Below are 25368 nucleotides of genomic sequence, written 5' to 3'. Positions count from 1 at the left end.
TTACATCTGGCAGACTCCTCTCTCATGGGTGAAGCGACCGTGAAGACTCTGGAAGGCCGGGCGGCGACCCCGTCACCCATCGTGGAGGACGAGGCCGCCGAGTCGCCTGTCCGTTCCCGGCCGCGGCCGCCCCGGACGCCCGCACGCCCCAGCATCTGGTTCGAAGTCATGCTGATCGCGGTGAGTTACTGGACGTACTCACTGATCCGCAACGCCGTGCCCGAGCAGAAGAGCCAGGCCATGCGTAACGCGGACTGGATCTGGCAACTGGAACAGACCCTGGGCATAGCGGTCGAGGAGTCCGTCAACCACGCGGTCAACTCGGTGACATGGCTCATCGTGTCGATGAATTACTACTACGCCACCCTGCACTTCGTCGTCACCATCGGTGTGCTCGTCTGGCTCTACCGTGTGCATCCGGGCCGTTACGGTGCCGCACGGCTCGTCCTTTTCGCCACCACAGGTGTGGCCCTGGTCGGTTACTACCTGTACCCGCTCGCACCGCCCCGGTTGATGAACGGCCAGAACTTCATCGACACCGTCCTGGTCCACGACACCTGGGGCTCGATGGCCTCCGGCAACCTCAAGAACATGTCGAACCAGTACGCGGCGATGCCGTCCATGCACATCGGCTGGTCGGTGTGGTCAGGCGTCATCATCTTCGCGCTGGCGACGGCGCCGTGGGCGAAGATCCTCGGTGTGCTCTACCCGACCATGACGCTGGTCGTCATCGTCGCCACGGCGAACCACTTCTGGCTGGACGCGGTGGGCGGCGTGCTGTGCCTGATGTTCGGCTTCGCGGTGTCGTACGCGTGGTACAGGGCGCTGCCGCACCGGCTTCCGCAGCAGGTCGTCGAACTGCCCCGCGACCCGGGGGCGGGCGGCGTCCGCCGCTTCCTCCCCGCGGCCCGCACCTGACCCCGCGGGCGCGCGCGTCGCCTGCGGCGGGCGTTTCCCCTCCCCGCCCCTTCCCGCTGTACCGACGTGCGGCTCCGCCGCGTGGCGGGCAGGCCCGGACCCCGGTGCGGATCCCGCACCGCCCTGCGGGCGGCGTACCGCGCTCCGCGCGGTGCCCTCAATCGCCGGGCGGGCTTGATTTCGCTCCGCGAAATCAGCCCCGCCGGCGGACGTACTCCGGCGTTGCCGGGCGACTCCAGCCCCGCCGGCGATTGAGGCGCGAGGGCCCGGGGGCGGAGCCCCCGAAACACCGCGCGGAGCGCGGTACCCCGCCCGCAGGGCGGTGCGGGGCCCGGGGCCTGCCCCGGTTCGGGAAGGGGCGGGTAGGGGAAACGGCCCCGCGCAGCGGTCACCCCCCGCCGCCCGCCCCAGGGCTACGCGTCGTAGAAGGCCGCCTCCATCACGCCCCGCGCCCTCCGCGTCACCCGCCGGTAGTCGTCCAGCATGTCTCCCACGTGCCCCGGTCCGTATCCCAGGTACCGCCCCACCGCCGCCAGCTCGCGTGCGTCGGACGGGAACGTGTCGCCCGCGCGGCCGCGGACGAGCATGACGCCGTTGCGGACGCGGGTCGCGAGGACCCAGGCCTCGTCCAGGGTGCGGGCGTCGTCCGCGGAGACGAGGCCGGCGGCGTGGGCAGCCCGCAGGGCCTCGCGGGTGCGGGTGGTGCGCAGGCCGGGAACCTCCCAGCCGTGCCGCATCTGCAGCAGCTGGACCGTCCATTCGACGTCGCTCAGCCCGCCTCTGCCCAGCTTGGTGTGCAGGGTCGGATCGGCGCCCCTCGGCAGGCGTTCGGACTCCATGCGCGCCTTGAGCCGGCGGATCTCGCGCACCGCTTCGTCGTCGAGGCCTTCGCGGGGGTAGCGCAGTGGGTCGACGAGTTCGATGAACGCCTCGGCGAGCTCGGTGTCGCCGGCCATGGGCCTGGCCCGCAGGAGGGCCTGGCTCTCCCAGACGAGGGACCAGCGGCGGTAGTAGGCCCCGTAGGAGCCGAGCGTGCGCACGAGGGGTCCGCTCTTTCCCTCGGGCCGCAGGTCGGCGTCGATCAGCAGCGGCGGGTCCGCGGTCGGCAGTTGCAGCAGCCGGCGCATCTCGGAGACGACGGCGTTGGCGGCCCGTGCGGCTTCCTGCTCGTCGACGCCGTCGCGGGGCCGGTGGACGAAGAGCACGTCCGCGTCGGAGCCGTAGCCGAGCTCGTGGCCGCCGAAGCGGCCCACCCCGATGACGGCGAAGCGGGTGGGCAGGGTGTCGCCCCAGGTGTCGCGTACGGCGGCGCGCAGCGCGCCCGCGACGGTGGCGGCGGTCAGTTCGGTGATCGCGTCGCCGACCTGGTCGACGAGCGTGCCCGCGTCGGCCTCCGCGGGGTTCTCCTCGGTGCCGTAGGAGCCGATGATGTCGGCAGCCGCGGTGCGGAACAGTTCGCGGCGGCGCACCCCTCGGGCCGCGGCGACGGCCGCCTCCGCGGTGTCCGCGCGGCCGACGGCGGCGAGGATCTCCTGTTCGAGGTGGTCGCGGCCGCGTGGCCGCAGGCCTTCGGGGTCGCCCAGGATGGCGACGGCCTCCGGGGCGCGCAGCAGCAGGTCGGGCGCGAGGCGGCCGGCGGACAGGACGCGGGCGAGGTTTTCCGCGGCGGCGCCTTCGTCGCGCAGCAGCCGCAGGTACCAGGGGGTCTTGCCGAGCGCGTCGGAGACCTTGCGGAAGCCGAGCAGTCCGGCGTCGGGGTCGGCGGAGTCGGCGAACCAGCCGAGCAGTACGGGCAGCAGAGTGCGCTGGATGGCCGCCTTGCGGCTCACTCCGGAGGCGAGCGCCTCGAGGTGGCGCATCGCGGCGGCGGGGTCGGCGTATCCGAGGGCTTCGAGGCGCTGGCCGGCGGCCTTGGGGCTGAGGCGGGTCTCGCCGGGGGTGAGCTGGGCGACGGCGTCGAGCAGCGGCCGGTAGAAGATCTTCTCGTGCAGCCGGCGTACGACGGACGCGTGGCGTTTCCACTCACGGTTGAGGGTGGTGACGGGGTCGGTGCGCAGCCCGAGGGAGCGGGCGAGGCGCCGCAGATCGGCCTCCTGCTCGGGCACGAGGTGGGTGCGTCGCAGCTTGTGGAGCTGGATGCGGTGTTCCATGGCGCGCAGGAAGCGGTACGCCTCGTCGAGCTGGGCGGCGTCGGCCCGGCCGACGTACCCGCCGGCGGCGAGGGCCTGGAGGGCTTCGAGCGTGGTGCCGCTGTGCAGGGTGGCGTCGCTGCGGCCGTGGACGAGTTGCAGGAGCTGTACGGCGAATTCGACGTCGCGCAGGCCGCCGGGGCCGAGTTTGAGTTCGCGCTCGATCTCGGCGGCGGGGATGTTGTCGACGACGCGGCGGCGCATCTTCTGGACGTCGGGGACGAAGTTCTCGCGTTCGGCGGCCTGCCAGACCAGCGGGCCGACCGCCTCCGTGTACGCCTCGCCCAGCGCCTGGTCGCCGGCGACCGGCCGGGCCTTGAGGAGCGCCTGGAACTCCCAGGTCTTCGCCCAGCGCTGGTAGTAGGCGACGTGGCTGGAGAGGGTGCGGACCAGGGGGCCGTTGCGTCCCTCGGGCCGCAGGTTGGCGTCGACGGGCCAGATGGTGCCTTCGACGGTGGTCTCCGAGCAGATCCGCATGAGGTGGGAGGCGAGCCGGGTCGCGGCCTGGAGCGCCTTGGCCTCTTCCGTGCCGTTGGTGGGCTCGGCGACGAAGATGACGTCGACGTCGGAGACGTAGTTGAGCTCGTGGCCGCCGCACTTGCCCATGGCGATGACGGCGAGCCGGCAGGCCGCCGCGTCGTCGGGTGCGGCGGCCTGGGCGATGCCGAGGGCGGCGCGCAGGGTGGCGGTGGCGAGGTCGGCGAGTTCGGCGGCGGCCTCCGCCACGTCGGTGGTGCCGCACACGTCGCGGGCGGCTATGGCCAGCAGGCAGCGGCGGTAGGAGACGCGCAGAGACACGGGGTCGGTGGCGTCGGCGAGTCCGCGTGCGAAGTCGGCGACACCGGGGTGCAGATCGGCCGACTCGTAGGTGGCGAGTGCGTGCCAGTCGCGGGGGTGGCGGGCCAGGTGGTCGCCGAGCGCCTCGGACGCCCCGAGGACGCCGAGCAGCCGGTCACGCAGCGGCTTGGCGGTGATCAGGTTGTCCAGGAACCGGCGCCGTTCGTCCGGTTCGTGCGCTTCGGCGAGGCGGACGAGGGAGCGCAGGGCCAGATCGGGGTCGGCGGTGGCGCCGAGGGCGTCGAGGAGCACGGGATCGCTGCGTACCGACGCCATGTCGGGGAGCTCGAGGAGGCGTGCGGCCGCGGAGGGGTCGGTGAAGCCGTGCCTCAGCAGCCGGGTGAAGGTGCTGCTCCTGCGCCCCGGAACCGTCATCCCGGTCTCCGTCCTGCCGTGCCGCCGTGTGCGCTCGAGCGTAACCGCAGGGGCGCGCGGGGGGCCCGGCGGACCACGCGGTTCCGGCATCCGTCCTGTAGGCCTGTTCGGTGCGGCGGTGCGGCGGTGCGGCGGTGCGGCGGTGCGGCGGGGGGACGCTCCCGGCGGCCGATGAGTAGGGACGACGGTCGCGGTCTACACATCTGCTGACCCGTCACGCGGGTGTTCCGGTTGCGCCACGAAGGGGCCCGCGGTTCGGCGAAGGGCGCCTTGTTCGGACAGACTCGCGGGCGATTCACCACCGACGTCGCCCAGTTGAAAGGAATCCACCCGTGGAAATGACCCTGGAAGTCGTCCCCGTCCCGGTCACGGACCTGGACCGCTCGAAGACCTTCTACGCGGAAGCCTGCGGCTTCAAGGTCGACCTGGACTCCGAGGTCGCCCCCGGCATGCGGATCATCCAGCTCACCCCGCCGGGGTCGCGCTGCTCCATCGCCCTGCTGAGCGGCATGCCCCCGCATCCCGACCAGCCCACGATGTCCCCCGGTACGCTCCACGGCCTCCAGCTGTGCGTCACGGACATCGCGAAGGCCCACTCCGAGCTGATGTCGCGCGGGGTCCCGGTGACGTCGATCCAGCACGTCGGCGCGAAGGGCTGGGAGGAGGGCACGGGCGAGGAGTGGAACTCGTTCATGTTCTTCAAGGACCCGGACGGCAACAGCTGGTGCGTCCAGGAGGCGCCGGCACCGCTGTCGCAGCGCTGACAGCATCTCCGGCACATCGCGACGGGCGGGGCGGCCCGGCCCGTCCGTCGCGATGTGCCGGCCCCGGGCCGCGTCCGTCGCGTACGCCGGCCGGGCCGTGGTTCGATGCCGTATGACGACGTCACACGAAGAACCTTCGTTCCTGCGGGACACCCGCGACTCGTACAACGCCATCGCCGCCGACTACGCGGAGACGTTCAAGAACGAGCCGGAGGGCAAGCCCCTCACGCTGGCCATGCTGACCGCTTTCGCCCGGACCGTGGCGCAGGACGGGGGCGGCCCCGTCGTGGAGTTCGGGTCCGGGCCGGGGCGGGTGACGGCGTATCTCGACCGGCTCGGGACGGACATCAGGGGCGTCGACCTGTCCCCCTCCATGGTCGCGCTCGCCCGGCGCACGTTTCCCGGGCTGCGGTTCGACGAGGGGTCGATGACGGAGCTCGGCGGCTTCGCGGACGGGTCGCTGCGCGGGATCGTCGCCTGGTACTCGCTGATCCACATACCGGCCCCCGAGGTTCCGGGCGTGCTCGCGGAGTTCTACCGGCTCCTGGCGCCCGGCGGGCACCTGGCTGTGGCGTTCCAGGTCGGTGAGGACGTCTCGAGCTACACGGAGGCCTTCGGTCACAGCGTGTCGCTCGACTTCCGCCGGATGCGGCCGGATCTGGTCACGGAGCAGTTGCGGAAGGTGGGCTTCGACGTGCGGGCGACCATGGTGCGTGAGGCGGAGCCGGACGAGAAGACGCCCCAGGCGCATCTGTTGGCCCGCAAACCCGTCGGGGAGGCCGGGGCGTAGACGCGGGGCGGCCCGGGCCGGTGGGCGCTGCCCCACCGGCCCGGGCCGGTACGTTCACGCGGGTGAGGTCACTGACGCGGCTCGTCGCGGCCTTCCGTTCCACCGGCGCCGCCGGATCCGTACTGGTCCCTCAGCTTGTCCTGTGCCGTGTCGACGTGGCGGCTGTGCTTGCCCTGGGTCCTGCCGTCCACGTAGTCGCCGGCCTTCTCGATGCCCCGGTCCGTCTGGTCGGGATGACCTTTGAGCATGTTCTTGAGCTTGTCCATCATGGACATGGGGTTTTCCTCCTCGACGCAGGGTCCCCCGTGACTCCAGGGTCACCGCACCGGGCGCGTTTCGCATCCGCAAGGGTGGTCGGAGCAGCCAGGGCCTGGGCGGTCAGCTCGACAGCAGGCGGTTGAAGAACGAACGGTATTTCCGCAGGGCCATGCGCAGGTCCTCCGTGTCGGCCTCCTCGCCCTGGCTCCACTGCCCCTCCAGGTCCTGCTTGTGCCGGGAGAAAGTGGCGGCCAGGGTCTGCATGACATCCGCCACCAGGCCGTCGGCGTCGTGGACGGCCTCACGCGGGTCGTCGACGAACCGGTTCTGAATCTCCTGCCAGCGTGTGCGGAATCCGTCCTCCTCCTCCGAGGTCAGCAGTCGCGGGACCTCTTCCTGTGTGGACGTGTCCGGAGTGTCCGGCTGTGGTTCGGGCTCCTCCGGGACGGCCGTGGCCGCCGTCGGCACGGCGTCGGCCTCCGGTGGCACCTCGGAGGCTTCGCCCGGGAAGCCCGTCGGCTGCGCCTCGGGCGGGCGGCCCACGTCCCTCTCCGGCGGTGCCGCGAGGTCTTCTGTGGACAGTCCCCTCTCCGGCGGGGCCGGTGTCTGTTCGCGTTCCATCTCTCCTCAGTCCTTGGTCGAAGAGTCGGATGCGGGTCGAAGAGTCAGTTACGCAAGGCGCTCAGGTGCGGGCCTGGCGGGGCCCACCGTCCGAGAGCAGTTCGTCGAACAAGGCGCGGTAGTGCACCATCGCGCCACGCAGCTGCTCGGTGCTCGCCGTGTGCCGGCGGCTCCGTTCGTTGACGTCGTGGGCAGCCCGGTAGTGCTCCACGGTTCTGCCGTGCTCGACGGACAGGTCCTGCAGTTTCTGCGTGAGGTTGTCGGTGGGGTAGCCGCGTTCGCGCATGAGCGAGGTCACCAGGAGGTCGGCCTCCTGGACGGCGTCCTCGGGGTGGTCCACGAATTCGCCTTGGACCTTCTGCCAGTCGTGGGCATAGCGGTCACGGGTGGAAGAAGACAGCGGCCTGATGTCCAGGGCGTCGTGCCGCTTCTCCCGGGCGCTCAGTTCGCGGTCGGCGGCGCTACGGCTGCCCGCGTCCTCGACGGTCCGCTCGTACTCGGGGCCGAACCGCTCCCGGAGACGGCGCCGACGCACGGTGTACCCACCGAGTGCGGCCAGCGCGGCCACGACCACGACAACCGGGATGATGATCGCGAGAAGGGTTCCTGTGGACATCCGCTCACCCCCGGCGAGGCATCGGATCGTACAACTAGGAACTCCCCCTGGAATGGGGACATAAACGGACACAGAGGCTCTTTAAGTCGGCCCCGTTCCCCACCCGCGACGGGTGCCTCCGGGACCACGTCGGCCGCCCCGGAAGCGCCCGGCGGATCACCGGCGGACACGCCGTCGGGCCGACGGTCCACGACCGCCGGCCCGACGATGCGCCAAGGCTCGAACCGCGAGCGCCGCCTGCGGTTACAGCACCGGCAGCGACTTGCGCAGCTCGAAGGCGGTGACCTCGGAGCGGTACTCCTCCCACTCCTGCTTCTTGTTGCGGAGGAAGAAGTCGAAGACGTGCTCGCCCAGCGTCTCCGCCACCAGCTCGCTGCGTTCCATCAGGTCGATCGCCTCGCCCAGGTTCTGCGGGAGCGGGGCGATGCCCATCGCGCGGCGTTCGGCGTCGGAGAGGGCCCACACGTCGTCGTCCGCGCCCGCGGGGAGCTCGTAACCCTCCTCGATGCCCTTGAGGCCGGCGGCGAGCAGGACGGCGTAGGAGAGGTACGGGTTCGCGCCGGAGTCCAGGGAGCGGACCTCGATGCGGGCGGAGCCGGTCTTGCCCGGCTTGTACATCGGGACGCGGATCAGCGCAGAGCGGTTGTTGTGGCCCCAGCAGATGTACGAGGGGGCCTCGCCGCCCGCGCCGGCGCTGCGGGCGGAGCCGCCCCAGATCCGCTTGTAGGAGTTGACCCACTGGTTGGTGACGGCCGAGATCTCCGCGGCGTGCTTCAGCAGGCCGGCGATGAAGGAGCGGCCCACCTTGGAGAGCTGGTACTCGGCACCGGACTCGTAGAAGGCGTTGCGGTCGCCCTCGAAGAGCGAGAGGTGGGTGTGCATGCCGGAGCCCGGGTACTCCGAGAACGGCTTCGGCATGAACGTGGCCTGCACGCCCTGCTCGAGCGCCACCTGCTTCATGACCAGGCGGAACGTCATGATGTTGTCCGCCGTGGACAGCGCGTCCGCGTAGCGCAGGTCGATCTCCTGCTGGCCCGGCGCGCCCTCGTGGTGGCTGAACTCCACCGAGATGCCCATGGACTCCAGCATGGTGATCGCCTGGCGGCGGAAGTCCATGCCGACGTTCTGCGGGGTGTGGTCGAAGTAGCCGGAGCTGTCGGCGGGCGTGGGGCGGCTGCCGTCGACGGGCTTGTCCTTGAGCAGGAAGAACTCGATCTCGGGGTGGGTGTAGAAGGTGAAGCCCAGGTCCGAGGTCTTGGCGAGGATCCGCTTGAGCACGAAGCGGGGGTCCGCGAAGGACGGCGAGCCGTCGGGCATCAGGATGTCGCAGAACATCCGGGCCGTGCCCGGCGCCTCCGCGCGCCAGGGCAGGATCTGGAAGGTCCCGGGATCCGGCTTCGCGATCATGTCGGACTCGTACACCCGGGCGAAGCCCTCGATCGCGGAGCCGTCGAAGCCGATCCCCTCGTCGAAGGCCTGTTCCAGCTCGGCGGGTGCCACGGCGACCGACTTCAGGAAGCCGAGAACATCGGTGAACCACAGGCGTACGAAGCGGATGTCGCGCTCCTCGAGCGTGCGGAGCACGAATTCCTGCTGCTTGTCCATTTCCACCCATCCTTGCCCGTCACGGCGCGTGCCTGCTCCCTGGAGCATCCCATCCGCGGGTTTCGGGGAGGTTGCGCACGCGGCTGTGCCCATTGTGGGTCAGGGCCCACCCCGAGACGACCCTGAGGCCCCCCTCACTCCTCCCCGACATGTGTCAGGTTTCTTTGACACGTGTTCCGCGGGCGTGTCAGCGTGGACCTACAGATACGAGGCGAAGGGGGCGCGATGAGCGAGAACCCGGCCCCGGCACAGGGACCGGAGCTCACGGGCGACGCGCTGCTGAAGGTCCTCACCGCCCTGGGCAATCCGCACCGGATGCGCATCGTCGCCGCCCTCTCGGACGGCCGCGACTACGTGAGCCGGCTCGCCCGTGAGCTGGCCATCGGACGCCCTCTGCTGCACATGCATCTGCAGCGCCTGGAGGCGGCGGGGCTGGTCCGGGGTGAGCTCGAGCTGTCCGAGGGAGGCAAGGCGATGAAGTTCTTCGAGCTGACGCCGTTCTGCTACGCGCTGACCCCCGAGGTCGTCGCGAGAGCCGCGCGCACGCTCACGGACGAGGGCAAGGACGACAAGGGCAAGGACACGGAGAAGAACACGATGAAGGAGACGGCGAAATGAACGGCGACGTCGTGGGAGCGGTCGGTGCCGCCGGGGTGTTCCTGCTGTGCATCGTCATCGTCTGGCAGGTCGCCGCGACCTGGCGGGCCCGCGTGCTGGCGACCCAAAACACCGAGTACCGCAAACTCGCGGAGAAGTACGCGCAGTTGCTGGAGGACAGCACCGAACTGCACCGGCGCACGCTCGACGAGCTGACGCAGACCCGTGTCTCGCTCTCCTCGATGGAGAAGATGATGCGCGAGATCGAGTAGGGCCGCGAGGACCCGTCCGAAGTCGGTACGGCCAGGAGCTGCAACTCCCGGCCGTACCCGTGAAGCACAAGTACCAGGCACTTCCCCCACGCCACGGCAGGTATGCGAACCCGTCACGCCGCGGCGCGGGCTCCGTGCGCCCGCACTCCACACTCAAGGAGACTACTCATGAGAGCGCTGCTCAAGCGCCTGGCCTCGGCGCCCGGCGGCCGGCGTACCAAATGGCTCGTCCTGCTCGGCTGGATCGTCGTCGTCGTGGCCCTCGGCCCGCTCGCCGGAAAACTCGGCGAGGTCGAGGACACCGGACCGAACGCCTTCCTGCCGCGGGGGGCCGAGTCGGCCGCGGTCAACACGGAGCTGGAGAAGTTCCGCACCGACGAGGTGATGCCCGTCGTCGTCGTATACAGCTCCGACCGGCCGCTCACCGCCGGTGACCGTGCCGCGGCGAAGTCGGACCGCCGCGCGTTCGCCCCGCACGTCGCAGAGGGCCGGCAGCTGTCCCCCGTGCTGCCGTCCGACGACGGCAGGGCGCTGATGGTGGTCGTACCGCTGTCGGACGAGCTCGGCGACCGGGTCGAGGAGATCCGCGACATCGCCGGCGCCAACGCCCCGCCCGGCCTGGACGTCGCGGTCGGCGGACCGGCCGGCTCACTGATGGACCAGGTCGCGGTCTTCGACACGCTCGACGCCACCCTGATGATCGCCACCGGCCTGGTGGTGGCCGTGCTGCTGCTGATCACCTACCGCAGCCCGGTGCTGTGGCTGTTCCCGCTGCTGGCGGTCGGCTTCGCCGCCGTGCTGACCCAGGTCAGCACCTATCTGCTGGCGAAGTACGCCGGACTGCCCGTCGACCCGCAGAGCGCCGGCATCCTGATGGTCCTCGTCTTCGGCGTGGGCACCGACTACGCGCTGCTGCTGATCGCCCGCTACCGGGAGGAGCTGCACCGCCAGGAGGACCGGCACGCGGCGATGAGGCTCGCACTGCGGCGTTCGGGACCGGCGGTCCTCGCCTCCGCCGGCACCATCGCCGTCGGCCTGGCCTGCCTGTCGCTGGCCGACATCAACTCCTCCCGCTCGCTGGGCCTGGTCGGCGCGATCGGCGTCGTCTGCGGCTTCCTGGCGATGGTCTCCGTACTGCCGGCGCTGCTGGTGATCGCGGGCCGCTGGGTGTTCTGGCCCTTCGTGCCGCGTCATGGCACGCCCGTACGGAAGGCGGTCACCGTCTGGTCCCGTATCGGTGCGGCCGTCGCCCGGCGTCCGCGCTGGTCGTGGCTGATGTCGGCCGGCGTCACGGGTGTGCTGGCGCTCAGCGCGTTCGGCATCAACATGGGGCTCACCCAGGCGGAGATGTTCCAGGACAAGCCCGAGTCGGTCGTCGCCCAGGAACGGATCTCGGCCCACTACCCGTCGGGCGCCTCCGACCCCGCGAAGATCGTCACGAACGCGGCGCAGGCCGGCGAGGTCGAGGCGGCCGCCGCGAAGGTGCCGGGCGTCGCCCGGGTCGACGCGGGCGACCGCACGCCCGACGGCGAACTCGCCACGCTGTCCGTCGTCCTGGAGAACGCCCCGGACAGCGACGCGGCCAAGGACACCGTCGACGCGCTGCGCTCCGCCGTCGACGACGTGGCGGGGGCCGACGCCCTGGTGGGCGGCACGACCGCGCAGACCCTGGACACCCAGCGGGCCGCCGACCGTGACCTGCGGACCGTGATCCCGGTGGTGCTGCTGGTGGTCCTGCTCGTCCTGGTGTGGCTGCTGCGGGCGATCGTCGCCCCGGTGCTGCTGCTGGCGACGGTCGTGCTGTCGTACTTCGCGGCGCTCGGCGCCTCGAACCTTCTGTTCGAGCACGTCCTCGGCTTCGCCGGTGTCGACTGGTCGCTCCCGCTGATGGGCTTCGTCTTCCTCGTCGCCCTCGGCATCGACTACAACATCTTCCTGATGCACCGCGTCAGGGAGGAGTCGGAGCGGCTCGGCCTGGCGCGCGGTGTGCTCGAGGGCCTGACGACCACCGGCGGTGTCATCACGAGTGCGGGCGTCGTGCTCGCCGCGACATTCGCGGTCTTCGCCGGACTGCCGCTGGTGACGATGGCGCAGATGGGCACCATCGTCGGCATCGGCGTCCTGCTGGACACGTTCCTGGTCCGTACGGTGCTGGTGCCCGCCCTCGCCCTCGACCTGGGCCGCTGGTTCTGGTGGCCGGGCCGGCTGTTCAGGACCGGGGCACAGGGGGAGGCCGCCGCGGAGCGGCCGGCGTCGGCCGGACGCGCGCCGGAACGGGTCTGACGCGCCGCCACAGGTCCGGGGCACCCGGACCTCGCAGGGCCCCGTCGCATCGCGGCGGGGCCCCGCGCCGTCGCCGGGCGGCCGTTAATTGCCGCCCGTCTGCGGTGCCGGTGGCGTCCGCCCACTACGATCTGCGGCCATGGGGGGTTCGCGGACCGACCGCCTCTCGCGCACCGCACGTCCCACGGCTCTGCTGAGCGCCGTGGCGACGCTCCTCGGCGCGCTCTTCATCTGCCTCGGCCCGGCCGGTACGCACCACGGCAGCCCCTCCCCCCGGGCCCATGGACCAGAGGTGACGGCAGCGGCGGCGGCCGGGACGGCGGCGGCGTCGGCACGGACGGTCGCCCCCACGGCGACCGCGTACAGCTGCCCGTACGACGACGGCGGCTGCGGCCTGCTGCCGGTGCTCAGCCCCGCGGTGCTCACCGTGCCGCCTCCGCAGCTCGACGCCCCGCTGGAGGCGGGCGCCCCGCTCCCCCACCCCGGGCCCGCCGCCGACGCCGGCGGCCGAGGCCGTTCCGGAGTGCTCGCGCGCGCCCCGGACCTGCACGTCCTTCAGGTGCTGCGGACGTGACACCGCCCGCACGACCTCGCACGCATCGCTGAACCCCCCATTCCGCAGACTTCACGAAGGACACCGCCACCATGGCTTCCCGTAACACCACCAACGACCGCCGGGCCCGGATAGAGCAGATGCGCCGGGCCGAGCAGTCCCGTGAGCGCCGCAACCGCATCCTCACCGTCGGCATCAGCGCCGTCGTCGTCGCCGGCCTCGTCGGCTTCGGTGTCTTCGTCCTCAACAAGGAGTCCGAGGAGAAGGAGCAGCGCGTGGCCGAGGCGAAGGCCCCGGTCCAGGACGAGAAGTCCTGGGACGCCAAGAAGCTCGGCCGCAACCACGTCGAGACGGCCGTCTCCTACGAGATGAAGCCGCCGGTCGGCGGCGACCACAGCCAGGTGTGGATGAACTGCAACGGCGACGTGTACAAGGAGGCGATCCCCGAGGTCAACGCCGTCCACTCGCTGGAGCACGGCGCGGTGTGGGTGACGTACACCGACAAGGCCGCCAAGGGTGACGTGGACAAGCTGGCCGAGAAGGTCAAGAAGACGCCGTACACGCTGATGAGCCCGTACAAGGACCAGCAGGGCGCGATCATGCTGAGCGCCTGGGGCAAGCAGGTGACCGTCGACTCGGCGGACGACAAGCGGGTCAGCCAGTTCTTCACCAAGTACGTGCAGGGCCCGCAGACGCCCGAGCCGGGCGCGGCCTGCACGGGCGGACTGAGCGGCAAGTGATGGGCATGACGCGTACGCACTGGGCCGCCGTCACCGCGGTGGTCCTCGCGCTGCTCTTCGCGGGGGCGGCCACGGTGGCCTCCGCGGGGAGCGGCGGCTCCGCCCCCGCGGACCGTACGCCGACGGGGGCGTCCGCGGACGCCGGTTTCGCCCGTGACATGTCCGTCCACCACCAGCAGGCGGTGGAGATGTCGTTCATCGTCCGTGACCGGACGAAGGACGAGGAAGTGCGCAGGCTCGCGTACGACATCGCCAACACCCAGGCCAACCAGCGCGGCATGATGCTGGGCTGGCTGGACCTGTGGGGACTGCCGAAGGTGGACGCGGACGCCGAGCCGATGGAGTGGATGGCTTCGGGGAGCTCGGGCCACGGCGCTCACGGCGGCGGCCACCGGGCCGAGGACGGTTCACTGATGGCCGGCATGGCGAGCAGGGCGGACCTCGAGCGGCTGGGACGGCTCAGCGGCAAGGAGGCGGAGGTCCTCTACCTCCAGCTGATGATCATCCACCACAACGGCGGGATCGCCATGGCCAAGGGCTGCGTCGAGCAGTGCGCGGTCGGGGTGGAGCGCGATCTGGCGCAGGGCATGGTGGACGCGCAGGCGTCGGAGGTCGAGCTGATGGTCGACCTGCTGCACCGCCGGGGCGCGGAGCCGCGCACCTGACACGCGCCGCCGTCCGCCGACGGCCCCGTCCCGGAGAGATCCGGGACGGGGCCGTCGGCGTTCGGGCGGGGCCGTCGGCGTTTCGGGCGGGGCCGTCGGCGTTCGAAGGAGCCACTGGGCGCGAGGCGGCCCCTGTCCGTCCGGGGCGGGAGGCACGGGGGCGCCGGAGGGCGGGAACGCCGGAGGCCGGAAAGGCGGAGGCCGGAAAGCCGGAGGCCGGGAAGCGCGGGCGGGGTGCCCGGAGGGCTTACGCGGCTGCGGTCGCGTACGCCGAACGGCGCCACGAGAATGAGGTGGCTCGGGGCCGATGCGGCATCCAGGAGGCACGACCTATGACCACTGCGAAGGACATCATGCACCCGGGGGCCCGGTGGATCCCCTCGCACGAGACCCTCGACCGGGCGGCGCAGCTGATGCGGGAGCTGGACGTCGGCGCCCTGCCGATCGCCGACGCCGACGAGCGGCTGTGCGGCATCCTCACCGACCGCGACATCGTCGTGGGCTGCGTCGCGATGGGCCACGACCCGGCCAAGGTCACCGCGGGCGAGATGGCCAAGGGCACCCCGCGCTGGATCGACGCCGGCGCGGACGTGTCGGCGGTGCTGCGGGAGATGCAGGGCCACCAGATACGGCGGCTGCCGGTGATCGAGAACAAGCGGCTGATCGGGATGATCAGCGAGGCGGACCTGGCGCAGCACCTGAGCGAGGACCAGATCGCCGGCTGGGCGGAGCGCGTCTACGCGGAGAGCGGCATGGAGCGCCTGAAGAGAGCGGGCTCCATGACCTGAGGGTCCTGCCGGGGGCGGGGCCGGCTCGGCCCGCCCCCTTCCGCCGGGTGCTCCGGTGATGTGCCGCGCATCACCCGGAGGGACATCGCGTCAGAAAGACGATTACACTGGGCCCGTGCCTCAACTACGCCTCGCTCTGAATCAGATCGACTCGACCGTCGGTGACCTCGCCGGCAACGCCGAGGCGATCGTGCACTGGACCCGGCACGCCGCCGAGCAGGGGGCGCATCTCGTCGCCTTCCCCGAGATGGTGCTGACCGGCTACCCCGTCGAGGATCTCGCGCTGCGGTCGTCCTTCGTCGAAGCCTCCCGTGCCACGCTGCGCGCGCTCGCCGCCCGTCTGGACTCCGAGGGGTTCGGCGAGCTCCCGGTGATCGTCGGTTACCTGGACCGTTCGGAGACGGGCCGGCCCCGGTACGGTCAGCCCGCCGGGTCGCCGCGCAACGCCGCCGCCGTGCTGCACCGCGGCGAGGTGGCGCTCAGCTTCGCCAAGCACCACCTTCCCAACTACGGCGTCTTCGACGAGTTCCGCTACTTCGTGCCGGGCGACACCATGCCCGTGGTCCGGGTCCACGGCATCGACGTGGCGCTCGCGATCTGCGAGGACCTCTGGCAGGACGGCGGCCGGGTGCCCGCCGCCCGCAGCGCGAAGGCGGGACTGCTGATCTCGATCAACGCCTCGCCGTACGAGCGCGAGAAGGACGACACCCGCCTCGAGCTGGTGCGCAAGCGCGCCCAGGAGGCCGGCTGCACCACGGCGTACCTGGCGATGATCGGCGGGCAGGACGAGCTGGTCTTCGACGGCGACTCGATCGTCGTCGGCGCGGACGGCGAAGTCGTGGCGCGGGCACCGCAGTTCGCGGAAGGCAGCGTCGTACTGGATCTCGAGCTGCCCGCCGCGGCCGCCGACGCGCCCGAGGGCGTCGTGGACGACGGGCTGCGCATCGACCGCGTCGTGCTGTCGGAGGAGCCGCTGCCCGCGTACGAGGCCGAGCTGACGGGCGGTTACGCCGACCGGCTCGACGACGACGAGGAGGTGTACTCGGCGCTGGTGGTCGGCCTGCGCGCGTACGCCGCCAAGAACGGCTTCAGGTCGGTCCTGATCGGCCTGTCCGGAGGCATCGACTCCGCACTCGTCGCCGCGATCGCCTGCGACGCGCTCGGCGCGCAGAACGTGTACGGCGTCTCCATGCCGTCGAAGTACAGCTCGGACCACTCCAAGGGCGACGCGGCCGAACTGGCACGGCGGACGGGGCTGAACTTCCGCACCGTACCGATCGAGCCGATGTTCGACGCCTACATGGGTTCGCTGGGTCTGACCGGGCTCGCGGAGGAGAACCTCCAGTCGCGGCTGCGCGGCACGATGCTGATGGCGATCTCCAACCAGGAGGGCCACATCGTCCTCGCGCCGGGCAACAAGTCCGAGCTGGCGGTGGGGTATTCGACGCTCTACGGCGACTCGGTGGGCGCGTACGGGCCGATCAAGGACGTCTACAAGACGACCGTGTTCCGGCTCGCCAAGTGGCGCAACCGGGCCGCGGCGGAGCGCGGCCAGACCCCGCCGATCCCCGAGGCGTCGATCACCAAGCCGCCGAGCGCCGAGCTGCGCCCGGGACAGGTGGACACCGACTCGCTGCCGGACTACGACGTGCTGGACCGGCTGCTCGAGCTGTACGTGGACCGTGACCAGGGCAAGGACGCGATCGTCGCGGCCGGCTTCGACGAGGCGCTGGTGACGAAGACGCTGCGGATGGTGGACATGGCGGAGTACAAGCGGCGCCAGTACCCGCCGGGCACCAAGATCTCGGCGAAGGGCTTCGGCAAGGACCGGCGGCTGCCGATCACGAACCGCTGGCGCGAGGCGACGAGCTGATCCGCTCCGGTGCGAGGGGGCTTCCCGCGATCACGCGGGAGGCCCCCTTCGCGTCGCGGTCACGGTCGAGCACCCCGGCGACGGCGGCGATCGCGAGACCCACGACGGCGAGGACCGCGCCGACGAACGCCGGGGAGGTCCAGCCCCAGCCGGCCGCGATGGCCGCGCCGCCGAGCCAGGCGCCGCCCGCGTTGGCGAGGTTGAAGGCGGAGTGGTTCGAGGCGGAGGCGAGGGTCGGGGCGTCCTTGGCCTTGCGCATCACCAGCATCTGCAGCGGCGTGGTGGTCAGGAAGCCGACCGCGCCGAGCACGACGACGGTCGTCAGGGCGAGCCACGGGACGTGGACGGTGAACGGGAAGGCGGCCAGGACCAGCGCGAGCGCGGTCAGGGAGCCGTAGAGCGTCGGCCGCAGCGCGCGGTCGGTGAGGGGGCCGGCGGCGAGCGCGCCGAGCGTCATGCCGATGCCGAACAGGGCGAGGACGAGGGTGACCGACGACTCCCCCAGGCCGATCGCCCCGGTCGTCATCGAGGCGAGGTAGGAGTACACGGCGAACACTCCGGCGAAGCCGAACACGGCGGTCAGCAGGCCGAGCAGCACCTGCCGGTCGCGGAGTGCGCGCAGTTCGCGGCCGATGCCCTGGTGGGCGTCGAGGGGCATGCTCGGCACGAGGCGGGCCAGGGCGGCCATGGCGACGAGGCCGATGGCGGTCACGACGAGGAACGTCGCACGCCAGCCGAGCTGCTGGCCGAGCGCGGTCGCGGCGGGGACGCCGACGATGTTGGCCACGGTGAGCCCGAGGAACATGGTCGCGACGGCACGCGCCTGCCGGTGCTCCCGTACGAGGCGCGCCGCGACGACGGCGCCGACGCCGAAGAACGCGCCGTGCGGCAGTCCGGCGAGCACGCGCCCCGCGAGCAGGGTGCCGAAGCCGGGCGCGAGGGCGGAGGCCAGGTTGCCGACGGTGAACAGCGCCATCAGGAGCAGCAGCATCCGCTTGCGCGGGACGCGGGAGCCGAGGCCGGTGAGCAGCGGCGCGCCGATGACGACGCCGATGGCGTAGGCGGAGACGAGGTGGCCCGCGGTGGGGACGGAGGTGCCCAGGTCCTCCGCGACATTGGGCAGCAGGCCCATCATCACGAATTCGGTGGTTCCGATGCCGAAGGCGGACACGGCGAGGGCGAGGAGCGCCAAGGGCATGGGAGGGTGAGCCTTTCCGAGTAAGTTCGTTCTCGGAACAAATGCTCTCAGACGTTTTGTTCCGCGCGGTGAACGGCGGGTTGCGCCGGCGTTCGCCCCGCCCCCGGACAGACGGCCGCGCCCGGCCCCACGGGCCGGGCGCGGTCACGGGAAGGGCCGCAGTGGGACCAAGGTCACAGGTCCACGCGGGCCGCGATCGGCAGATGGTCGCTGTTCGTCCGCGGCAGCGTCCACGACGACACCGGCTCCACGCCGCGCACCATGATCTGGTCGATCCGCGCCATCGGGAACGCCGCCGGCCAGCTGAAGCCGAAGCCGTCGCCCGCCGCGCCCTGCGTGGAGCGCATCTGGGACGTGACGGCGTTGAGCGAGCGGTCGTTCATGGTGCCGTTGAGGTCGCCGAGCAGCACGACCCGGTCCAGTCGCTCGCGGGCGATGGCCTCGCCCAGGGCGTCGGCGCTGTCGTCCCGCTGGTTGGCGGTGAAGCCCGCGTGGAGCTTCACGCGGACGGACGGCATGTGCGCGACGTACACCGCGACCTCACCGCCGGGCGTCGCCACCGTGGCGCGCATCGCGCGGGTCCAGCCCATCCGGATGTCGACGGGCGAGGTGCCGGTCAGCGGGTACTTGCTCCACAGCCCCACGGTGCCCTCCACCGCGTGGTGCGGATACGTGGCGGACAGGGCCTCCTCGTACGCCGTCACCTGCCCCGTCGGCAGCTCCTGCAGCGCGAGGACGTCGGCCCCGGACGCGGCGACGTCCTCCGCTGTGCCCACGGGGTCGGGGTTGTCCGCGTTCACGTTGTGCGTGGCGATCGTCAGATCGCCGCCGGTGGCCGCGGACTTGCCCAGCAGCCCGCCGAACAGGTTGAGCCACACGACCAGCGGCAGCAGTACGGCGATCAGCGCCGTGGCGGACCGGCGCAGCACCGCCGCGACGGCGATCAGCGGGACGAACACGCCGAACCAGGGCAGGAAGGTCTCCGTCAGGCTGCCGAGGTTGCCGATCCGGTTGGGGATCCGGGCGTGCAGGAGCATCAGCAGGGCGACCAGCACGGCGCAGACGGCGAGGACGACGCCGCGCCGCCAGATCCCGCGGTCGCCGCGCCACCGCTCGGCCACCCCCCGGAGTCTGCCGACAAAGGACCCGGTGGGCCGCGTCCGGGCCGTGCCGTTCTCCGTGTCCGCCGTGTACGCCTGCGCCATAGAGCTGTCCTCACTGCCTTGCTGTCACGCCCGGCCTCGCCGCCGTCCTTAGGACCCTAGGCGATGACCGGTGGTCGTCCCGCCGTCCGGGGACGGCTGTTCTGCCTCGATGACGACGTGGGCGCACGCCGGGTTCCTGCCGCCGGGCGTGGCGCGGAGGCTGTGACAGAACGGGCACACTCGATGCGTTCCGGATCACACCGCGGCGGGCGTGTCCCGAGGGCGGCGACGCGGCGTGTGAGGGGGTCCTCTTTCCCCGGGTGGCATGAAGTGCCACCATGGGAGGCGATCCGGGGACGCCGTCAGGGCGCCTCGAGATGAAGAAGGAGCCGAATACTCATGACGCTTCAGCCTGCCCAGAAGGCCACCGACAGCAGCAAGGCGCTGTACGGCGGCAAGCAGTCGCGCCGCATCACCGTGCACGACATCGCCGCCGCCAAGGAGCGCGGCGAGAAGTGGCCCATGCTCACCGCCTACGACGCCATGACGGCGTCCGTCTTCGACGAGGCCGGGATCCCCGTGGTCCTGGTGGGCGACTCGATGGGCAACTGCCACCTCGGCTACGAGACCACCGTGCCCGTCACGATGGACGAGATGACCCTCCTGTCCGCCGCCGTCGTACGGGGGACCAAGCGCGCCCTCGTCGTCGGTGACCTGCCCTTCGGCGCGTACCAGGAAGGGCCGGTCCAGGCCCTCCGCAACGCGACCCGGCTGGTCAAGGAGGCAGGCGTCGGCGCGGTCAAGCTGGAGGGCGGCGAGCGTTCGCTGGCCCAGACCGAGCTGATCGTGCAGTCCGGGATCCCGGTCATGTCGCACCTGGGGCTCACCCCGCAGTCCGTGAACACCATGGGCTACCGGGTGCAGGGCCGCAGCGACGAGGCCGCCCACAAGCTGATCCGTGACGCCAAGGCCGCCCAGGACGCGGGCGCGTTCGCCGTGGTGCTCGAGCTGGTCCCGGCCGAGCTCGCCGCCGAGGTCACCCGCTCCCTGCACATCCCCACCATCGGCATCGGCGCCGGCCCCGACACCGACGCCCAGGTCCTGGTGTGGACCGACATGGCCGGTCTGACGGGCGGCAAGGTGCCGCGCTTCACCAAGCAGTACGCCAACCTCCGCCAGACCCTCGGCGACGCGGCGAAGGCGTTCGCCGACGACGTCGCGGGCGGCGCGTTCCCCGCGGAGGAGCACAGCTTCCACTGAGCCACGCCCACCGCCGCGAAGAGCCACTCCCGGCACAGACGACAGCCCGCCGATCTTCCCCCGTCGGCGGGCTGTCGGCGTAGTGTGAGAGATGGCCTCGGGGACAGCACCTCACCGCCAGGAGGCGGGACATCATGGCCGCGATCATGAGCAGGAACTTCGACTCGGCCGACGAGACCCGTGCGTTCAAGGACGGAAAGGGGAAGCTGGACGTCATCAACACCGAGCACGGGCCGGTCGGGCGTGCCGTGTTCGAGCCGGGCTGGCGCTGGTCCACCCACGTCAAGCCGATCGCGGGCACGGACAGCTGTCAGGCCTCGCACGTCGGTTACATGGTCAGCGGCCGTATGAAGGTCGTCATGGACGGCGGCGAGACGGGCGAGTTCGGCCCCGGCGACTTCATGTCCATCGCACCGGGGCACGACGCCTGGGTCGTCGGCGACGAGTCGTGCGTGGTGCTCGACTGGGTCGGCTTCGGCGACTACGCGAAGTCCTGACCGCTCTGGCCTCCGCAAGAACCACAGGCCGCCGGCAGCGCCGGCGGCCTGCCCCGCGCAGGAGCTGCCCGCGCTACGGACCGTCGTGCGTGAAGGGGACCCAGAGCATCGGGTTCGTGGGGTCGGCGTCGCGCAGCTCCGCGACGGCACGGTGCAGGGCCGCCGCGGCACCGTCCGAACGCAGCACGCCCGGAGCGCCGAGGTTCCGGTAGAACGCGGCGGCGACGGCGGGCGCGACCCGGTCCTGGACGGACCACAGGGTGGAGACGACATGGCGGAATCCCGCCATGCGCAGTGCGGCAGCGGTGTGGATGGCCTCGTCGGGCAACTGCCCGCCGCCCAGGCGGGTGTGGCAGGCGGAGAGGAACGCCAGGTCCGCACGGTCCAGTCGGAGCTCCGCGAAGTCGAGCACGTTCATGTCACCGTCACGCAGGCACAGACCGGACGTGGCGGGCGCGTTCATGTCCAGTCTGCCGTGACAGGCGAAGTGCGCCCATGGGTGTCCGGGCAGGTGCTCCCGCACCGCCGCGACGGTGGCCGCGTCGTCGGCCAGGGTGGTCACCCGCTCATGGCCGAGCGCCTCACGCAGCCCCCGCAGTTCCTCGGGAACCCCCGGCAGAGGTGCGTGACCTCGCTCGGTGTCGGACAGTGCCACGGCCAGCAGCCGGGGATCGCCGGCCGCGGGACGCCGCCTGGCGTCGACGAGTGCGGCGAGGGTCGAGGTGTAGGACGAGACCACCGCGAAGGGCAGCCCGACCGGCTCGGTCCGGTCCGCACCGGTGCGCGGGTACCGCCCCGCCGCGTGCAGCGGCAACGACACCAAGGAGGCTGTCGGGCACCACCAGAGCCGCGGCGGCTCCGCCGACCGGTACGGCAGCTCCAGCCGGTCGAGCACGGGCCGGGCGATCCGCTCCCACAGCCATTCCAGGGTGTCGTGGACGGTGTGCCGCGCCCGTTGCCGGACCCGGCCGGCGGCACCGGGTGCCAGCGCGTCCCCCAGGTGCTCCAGGTAGGTGTTGCAGACCCGGTCCGCGCCACGGAAGTCGACGCCGGGCAGCGGTACGACATCGACCCGTCCGCCCGGCAGCACGAGGATCGCGTCGCAGCGCACGGCGCTGATGTTGACGAGGACCACGGGGCCGTCCGCCGCCGCGGGAGCGAGTTCGCCGAACGCGGGCGGGGCGAGGAAGCGCTCGAAGCCCGGCAGGCTCCTGACCCGGTCGCGCAGCTGTGTCCAGCGGCGCGCCAGCCGCATCCGGGCCTCCGGGTCGACCCGGCCGTCACCGTCCAGCGCGGAGCGGATCTCCTCCAGCTCGGCCGCGAGGGTCGGCTCCCGCGCCGCGAGCAAGGCCAGGTCGCCGCGCAGGTGCAGGGTGGAACGCCACAGCACCGAACGCCCCTGTTCCAGGAGTTCCACCGCCAGTTCGGGCCGGCCCTCGATGATCGCCAGGGCAGCGGCGTCCCTCGGCATCGCCGCACCGCTGCGCAGGACCTGTTCCTGGTCGGCACGCTCGAGACCGGTCCGGCCGACGTCCCGCAGCAGGGAGACCGCGACGCGCGCCCCCACCAGCGCGTCGGCGGTGTCGCCGGCCTCGTGGGCCAGCCCCGCCCACATCCGGGTGGCGGTCAGACGGTCCTCGGGCGAGGAGCCGGCCGCGTGCGCCGCCTCCCGGAGCGCCGTCAGCGCCGCGTCGCGGTCGGGGCCGTCCGGTGCGAAGCGGAAGCGGTTCACCAGCGCCACCGTCAGACCGATCAGCACTTCGGCGCGGTCCACGTCCGTCGCCTCACATGCCGCGACCGCTGCCGTGAAGGCCGCCACGGCCTCTTCCACCTCGGCGCGGTCCGGCTCGGCGTCCTCGCGCGAACGCAGCAGCAGCGAGCCGAGGAGCCGCTGCGACTCGACCGTGCTCTCCCTGCTCACCGCGGTGGCCGCCGCCTCCCGGGCGGCGACGACCGCGGCCTCCCGGGCGCCCTCCTCCTCGAGTGCCGTGGCCAGCAGGACCAGCAGCTTCGGCCGCAGGGCGTGCGAGCGGGGCACGGCCGCCAGCGCGCGCCGGGCCTCGTCCGACGTCGCGGAGCGGCCGGCGGCGAACAGGGAATGCATCAGCGTCCGCGGATGGTCCGCGGGCGCCTCCCGCAGGACCGTCCGCGCCTCTTCCGCCACCGCCTCGGCCTCGCGCCGGTCCTGCGACCGGCGGGTGAGGGCGGCCCGGCTGCGCAACGCCGACGCGAGGTTGGTGGCGGCGTCCGCCCGGTGCCTCGGGTTGTCCGCGGTGCGTGCCGCCGCCCGCAGCAGGGCGACGGCCTCGTCCAGATCGTCCGGCGAACCTCCGCGCGAGCCCCGCATGTGCAGCGCCGCCCCGAGATTGGTGCGCGCCACCGCGTCCTGCGAGGGCAGGCCCTCGACGGCCGCGCGCCCCAGCGCGACCGCCTCGTCCAGGTACCCGTCGATCGCGGCCTCCGCGTCGGCACCGCCCGTGCCCGGCACCGGCCGGGCACCGGCGTCCGTGTGCTGGACGGCGAGCCACGTCAGGGCGCCGCAGAGACTCGCCTCGAGGTGGGCCCGTGATTCCTCGTCACCGCCCGGCCGCGTCAGCGCCTGCCTGCCGATGTCCACGGCCTGACGCACCGGATCCGCGTCACCGAGGACCTGGGACAGGTCGCGGAGCAGCCCGACGGCAGCCCGTGCGGCGTCCATGCGCCGCGGGTCGTCCGGGGGCCGGGCGGAGAGCTCCTCCTGCGCCACGGTGACCGCCTCGCGCAGGTCGGCGGTGTGACCCCGCAGGTCGTAGCGGTGGCGCAGGACTCCCCGCAGGGCGCCCAGCAGGATCGCCCGTGCCGGATGCCCCTCGGGTGCCAGACGCACCCCGTCCCGGGTGATGTTGACGGCCGCCACGAGGGCGGCGTCGTCACCCGTCTCCTCGAACCGCTTGAACGCCGCCTCCGCCTTCAGGTACTTCGCCACCGGCGCCACCTCCGGGTCCACCGGAGGACCGGTGCGGGCGGCCTCCAGCCTCTGGAGGTTGGCGGCGGCCTGGGGATGGCCCATGGAAGCGGCGATCCGGAACCACTGGGCCGCGTCCGGGTCGTCCTGGTTGTGCAGCAGTGCCCCCAGGTTGTTGGCGGCCTCGGGATGCCCGTGGCGGAACGCCTCGGTGTACCAGAGACGGGCCATCCGGAGCCGGCCGGTGCGCTCCGCCAGCAGCGCCAGGTTGTACATCCCGTTGAAGTCGCCGTACTCCTCGGCGGCCTCCCTGAACAGCTTCTCGGCCTCCTCGGTACGACCGTGGCGGTCCAACTCGATTCCCTGTAACAGCAGTTGCCGCCCAGGATCCTCCCCCGCGCCGTCGCCCCCGACCTTGCCCTCACCGCTGCCGACCGCCATGAGCCCCCCTTGCCGCGTGTGGTCGAAACAGCACTCAAGGTAAACCGGCGCTCATTACAGTGTGGCTATGTCCGACGCAGCGGCCCCTGCCTATCTCGCCACCACCGACCGCGAACTGACCGACCGCGCCTACGACTTGCTCGAGGCCGGCCGGCTCACGGTGTCGCCGCACGGCTCGGGAGACGTGTACGGCTTCGTCGTGGCCGGTCCCTGTCCCCGCTGCGACCACCGGATCGTCGACCGGCAGGTCTCGGTCGCGCTGACCGGCACCGGCGGGGTGGGCCGTTCCGCCGGCGCGGGCCCGGTGGAGACCGTGGTGCTGGACATCTCCTGCGGCTGCGGCAGCACCCACCTGGACGCCCCGGAGGGCCTGACGGGATGCGGTGCCAGCTTCCGCCTCGAACTGGACATCGTATGAACCTGCGGCCGCGCAGGCCGGCAGGTCCGCCCAGTGCGACCGACCTGGCGGAGCGGGACCGGTTCCGGGAACTGGTGCGGGAGTCGCTGCCGGCGGTGCGTGCGAGCGCGGAGGCGTGGCGGAACGGCCTGGCGGCCTTCATCACCCTGATCGGCGCGGCGATCGTGATCAAGGGCCGGAGCACCACCGCCGAACTGCCCTTCGGCTGGCGGGTCGCCGTCACCGTGCTCGTCGGCGGCGGACTGGCCCTGGCCGTGGTGGGCCTGTGGCACGCGCTGGCGGCGCAGGCGGGGAACCGGCCGCTCACCGTGACCCTGGCCGGCATCCACCGCGATCACGGGTCGGTGGACGGTTTCGAGGTGGCGACGGCGATACGGGCGGCCCGGCGGCTCACGCATGCCCGCCGCGCCGTCGCGGTGGCCCTCGCGCTGCTGTTCGCCGGCACCGCGCTCACCTGGTGGGCGCCTGCGGCCCGGCCCGCGTTCCTGAAGGTGACACACGGTTCGGGGACCACCTGCGGCGTTCTGTTGTCGGCGGACGGCGGCAAGGTCCGCCTGTCCGTTGCGGGGCGGGCGGGCCCGGTCGAGATCCCGCTCGCGTCGGTCGGCAACATGGCCGTGACCGGCGCCTGCCCCTGAGCCCCGCCCACGACTTTCCGCCCGCCTGCTGGTGTCCGTCGGCGGCCTGTCGGTGATCTGTCGGCCGTCTGTCGGCGCGGGCG

The 25368-nt window shown here is 72.1% G+C and carries 23 protein-coding genes; 15 read left to right on the top strand and 8 right to left on the bottom strand.

Annotated features, from left to right (window positions below):
- The first annotated feature begins 24 nt into the window (after window positions 1-24).
- Complete coding sequence (locus tag AB0K36_RS24125) at window positions 25-918, top strand: phosphatase PAP2 family protein (RefSeq protein WP_364597952.1); 894 nt, start codon at window positions 25-27, stop codon at window positions 916-918.
- A 413-nt stretch (window positions 919-1331) separates the two neighbouring features.
- Here AB0K36_RS24125 and AB0K36_RS24120 read toward each other — a convergent pair whose 3' ends face one another.
- Window positions 1332-4319, bottom strand: a complete 2988-nt coding sequence (locus AB0K36_RS24120) for a bifunctional [glutamine synthetase] adenylyltransferase/[glutamine synthetase]-adenylyl-L-tyrosine phosphorylase (protein WP_364597949.1) — start codon at window positions 4317-4319, stop codon at window positions 1332-1334.
- 332 nt (window positions 4320-4651) lie between these two features.
- Here AB0K36_RS24120 and AB0K36_RS24115 point away from each other — a divergent pair, with 332 nt between their 5' ends.
- A complete protein-coding gene (locus AB0K36_RS24115) occupies window positions 4652-5083 on the top strand; it encodes a VOC family protein (protein WP_364597946.1) in 432 nt (143 codons plus the stop codon).
- 112 nt (window positions 5084-5195) lie between these two features.
- A complete protein-coding gene (locus tag AB0K36_RS24110; RefSeq protein WP_364597944.1) occupies window positions 5196-5873 on the top strand; it encodes a class I SAM-dependent DNA methyltransferase in 678 nt (225 codons plus the stop codon).
- A gap of 68 nt (window positions 5874-5941) precedes the next feature.
- On the opposite strand, the gene AB0K36_RS24105 is transcribed toward AB0K36_RS24110, so the two are convergent.
- From AB0K36_RS24105 to AB0K36_RS24090, 4 genes are all read right to left on the bottom strand, one after another.
- A complete protein-coding gene (locus AB0K36_RS24105) occupies window positions 5942-6148 on the bottom strand; it encodes an antitoxin (RefSeq protein ID WP_364597941.1) in 207 nt (68 codons plus the stop codon).
- A gap of 103 nt (window positions 6149-6251) precedes the next feature.
- Entirely contained in the window at window positions 6252-6752 is a 501-nt protein-coding gene (locus tag AB0K36_RS24100; RefSeq protein ID WP_364597939.1) for a hypothetical protein, read from the bottom strand.
- 61 nt (window positions 6753-6813) lie between these two features.
- Window positions 6814-7368 carry a hypothetical protein gene (locus tag AB0K36_RS24095; protein ID WP_364597936.1) on the bottom strand — a complete coding sequence of 185 codons (555 nt, stop codon included), beginning with the start codon at window positions 7366-7368 and terminating at the stop codon, window positions 6814-6816.
- Window positions 7369-7611: 243 nt separating this feature from the next.
- Window positions 7612-8973, bottom strand: a complete 1362-nt coding sequence (locus AB0K36_RS24090; protein ID WP_053557377.1) for a glutamine synthetase family protein — start codon at window positions 8971-8973, stop codon at window positions 7612-7614.
- Between the two features lie 225 nt (window positions 8974-9198).
- On the opposite strand from AB0K36_RS24090, the gene AB0K36_RS24085 reads away from it, so the two are divergent.
- The 8 genes from AB0K36_RS24085 to AB0K36_RS24050 all read left to right on the top strand — a co-directional run bounded on the left by AB0K36_RS24085 (window position 9199) and on the right by AB0K36_RS24050 (window position 16744).
- Window positions 9199-9591, top strand: coding sequence for an ArsR/SmtB family transcription factor (locus AB0K36_RS24085; protein WP_364597933.1), 393 nt, complete (start codon window positions 9199-9201; stop codon window positions 9589-9591).
- Window positions 9588-9842, top strand: coding sequence for a hypothetical protein (locus tag AB0K36_RS24080; protein ID WP_307706025.1), 255 nt, complete (start codon window positions 9588-9590; stop codon window positions 9840-9842). Before AB0K36_RS24085 ends, AB0K36_RS24080 begins: the two co-directional genes overlap by 4 nt.
- A gap of 168 nt (window positions 9843-10010) precedes the next feature.
- The gene (locus AB0K36_RS24075; RefSeq protein ID WP_364597930.1) at window positions 10011-12125 is read left to right on the top strand and encodes an MMPL family transporter; all 2115 of its coding nucleotides are present in this window, start codon (window positions 10011-10013) and stop codon (window positions 12123-12125) included.
- 139 nt (window positions 12126-12264) lie between these two features.
- Window positions 12265-12699, top strand: coding sequence for a hypothetical protein (locus AB0K36_RS24070; RefSeq protein WP_364597927.1), 435 nt, complete (start codon window positions 12265-12267; stop codon window positions 12697-12699).
- Window positions 12700-12770: 71 nt separating this feature from the next.
- Entirely contained in the window at window positions 12771-13418 is a 648-nt protein-coding gene (locus tag AB0K36_RS24065; RefSeq protein WP_364597925.1) for a DUF3105 domain-containing protein, read from the top strand.
- 5 nt (window positions 13419-13423) lie between these two features.
- A complete protein-coding gene (locus AB0K36_RS24060; RefSeq protein WP_364597922.1) occupies window positions 13424-14083 on the top strand; it encodes a DUF305 domain-containing protein in 660 nt (219 codons plus the stop codon).
- Between the two features lie 332 nt (window positions 14084-14415).
- Window positions 14416-14871 (top strand): CBS domain-containing protein, encoded by a 456-nt coding sequence (locus AB0K36_RS24055; RefSeq protein WP_364597920.1) that lies wholly within the window; start codon window positions 14416-14418, stop codon window positions 14869-14871.
- Window positions 14872-14986: 115 nt separating this feature from the next.
- Complete coding sequence (locus AB0K36_RS24050) at window positions 14987-16744, top strand: NAD+ synthase (protein WP_364597917.1); 1758 nt, start codon at window positions 14987-14989, stop codon at window positions 16742-16744.
- Here AB0K36_RS24050 and AB0K36_RS24045 read toward each other — a convergent pair.
- Together AB0K36_RS24045 and AB0K36_RS24040 are read right to left on the bottom strand one after the other, a co-directional pair.
- Complete coding sequence (locus AB0K36_RS24045) at window positions 16713-17942, bottom strand: MFS transporter (RefSeq protein ID WP_364597914.1); 1230 nt, start codon at window positions 17940-17942, stop codon at window positions 16713-16715. The two genes, AB0K36_RS24050 and AB0K36_RS24045, sit on opposite strands and share 32 nt — an antisense overlap.
- 173 nt (window positions 17943-18115) lie before the next feature.
- The gene (locus AB0K36_RS24040; protein ID WP_364597911.1) at window positions 18116-19147 is read right to left on the bottom strand and encodes an endonuclease/exonuclease/phosphatase family protein; all 1032 of its coding nucleotides are present in this window, start codon (window positions 19145-19147) and stop codon (window positions 18116-18118) included.
- A gap of 339 nt (window positions 19148-19486) precedes the next feature.
- On the opposite strand from AB0K36_RS24040, the gene panB reads away from it, so the two are divergent.
- Both panB and AB0K36_RS24030 read left to right on the top strand, forming a co-directional pair.
- On the top strand, window positions 19487-20347 hold the full coding sequence (gene panB, locus AB0K36_RS24035) for a 3-methyl-2-oxobutanoate hydroxymethyltransferase (RefSeq protein ID WP_364597908.1): 861 nt from the start codon (window positions 19487-19489) through the stop codon (window positions 20345-20347).
- Between the two features lie 134 nt (window positions 20348-20481).
- Window positions 20482-20844 carry a cupin domain-containing protein gene (locus tag AB0K36_RS24030; RefSeq protein ID WP_189473954.1) on the top strand — a complete coding sequence of 121 codons (363 nt, stop codon included), beginning with the start codon at window positions 20482-20484 and terminating at the stop codon, window positions 20842-20844.
- 73 nt (window positions 20845-20917) lie between these two features.
- Here AB0K36_RS24030 and AB0K36_RS24025 read toward each other — a convergent pair whose 3' ends face one another.
- Window positions 20918-24229: a CHAT domain-containing protein gene (locus tag AB0K36_RS24025; RefSeq protein WP_364597905.1), complete on the bottom strand. Its 3312-nt coding sequence runs from the start codon at window positions 24227-24229 to the stop codon at window positions 20918-20920.
- A 67-nt stretch (window positions 24230-24296) separates the two neighbouring features.
- Between AB0K36_RS24025 and AB0K36_RS24020 the strand changes: the two genes are divergently transcribed.
- Both AB0K36_RS24020 and AB0K36_RS24015 read left to right on the top strand, forming a co-directional pair.
- Window positions 24297-24647, top strand: a complete 351-nt coding sequence (locus AB0K36_RS24020) for a hypothetical protein (protein ID WP_364597902.1) — start codon at window positions 24297-24299, stop codon at window positions 24645-24647.
- Entirely contained in the window at window positions 24644-25285 is a 642-nt protein-coding gene (locus AB0K36_RS24015) for a hypothetical protein (protein WP_364597899.1), read from the top strand. Before AB0K36_RS24020 ends, AB0K36_RS24015 begins: the two co-directional genes overlap by 4 nt.
- Window positions 25286-25368 lie beyond the last annotated feature (83 nt).

This window comes from Streptomyces kurssanovii (assembly GCF_040677245.1).
Lineage (GTDB): Bacteria > Actinomycetota > Actinomycetes > Streptomycetales > Streptomycetaceae > Streptomyces > Streptomyces kurssanovii.
This window is presented reverse-complemented; position numbering and strand designations above follow the sequence as displayed.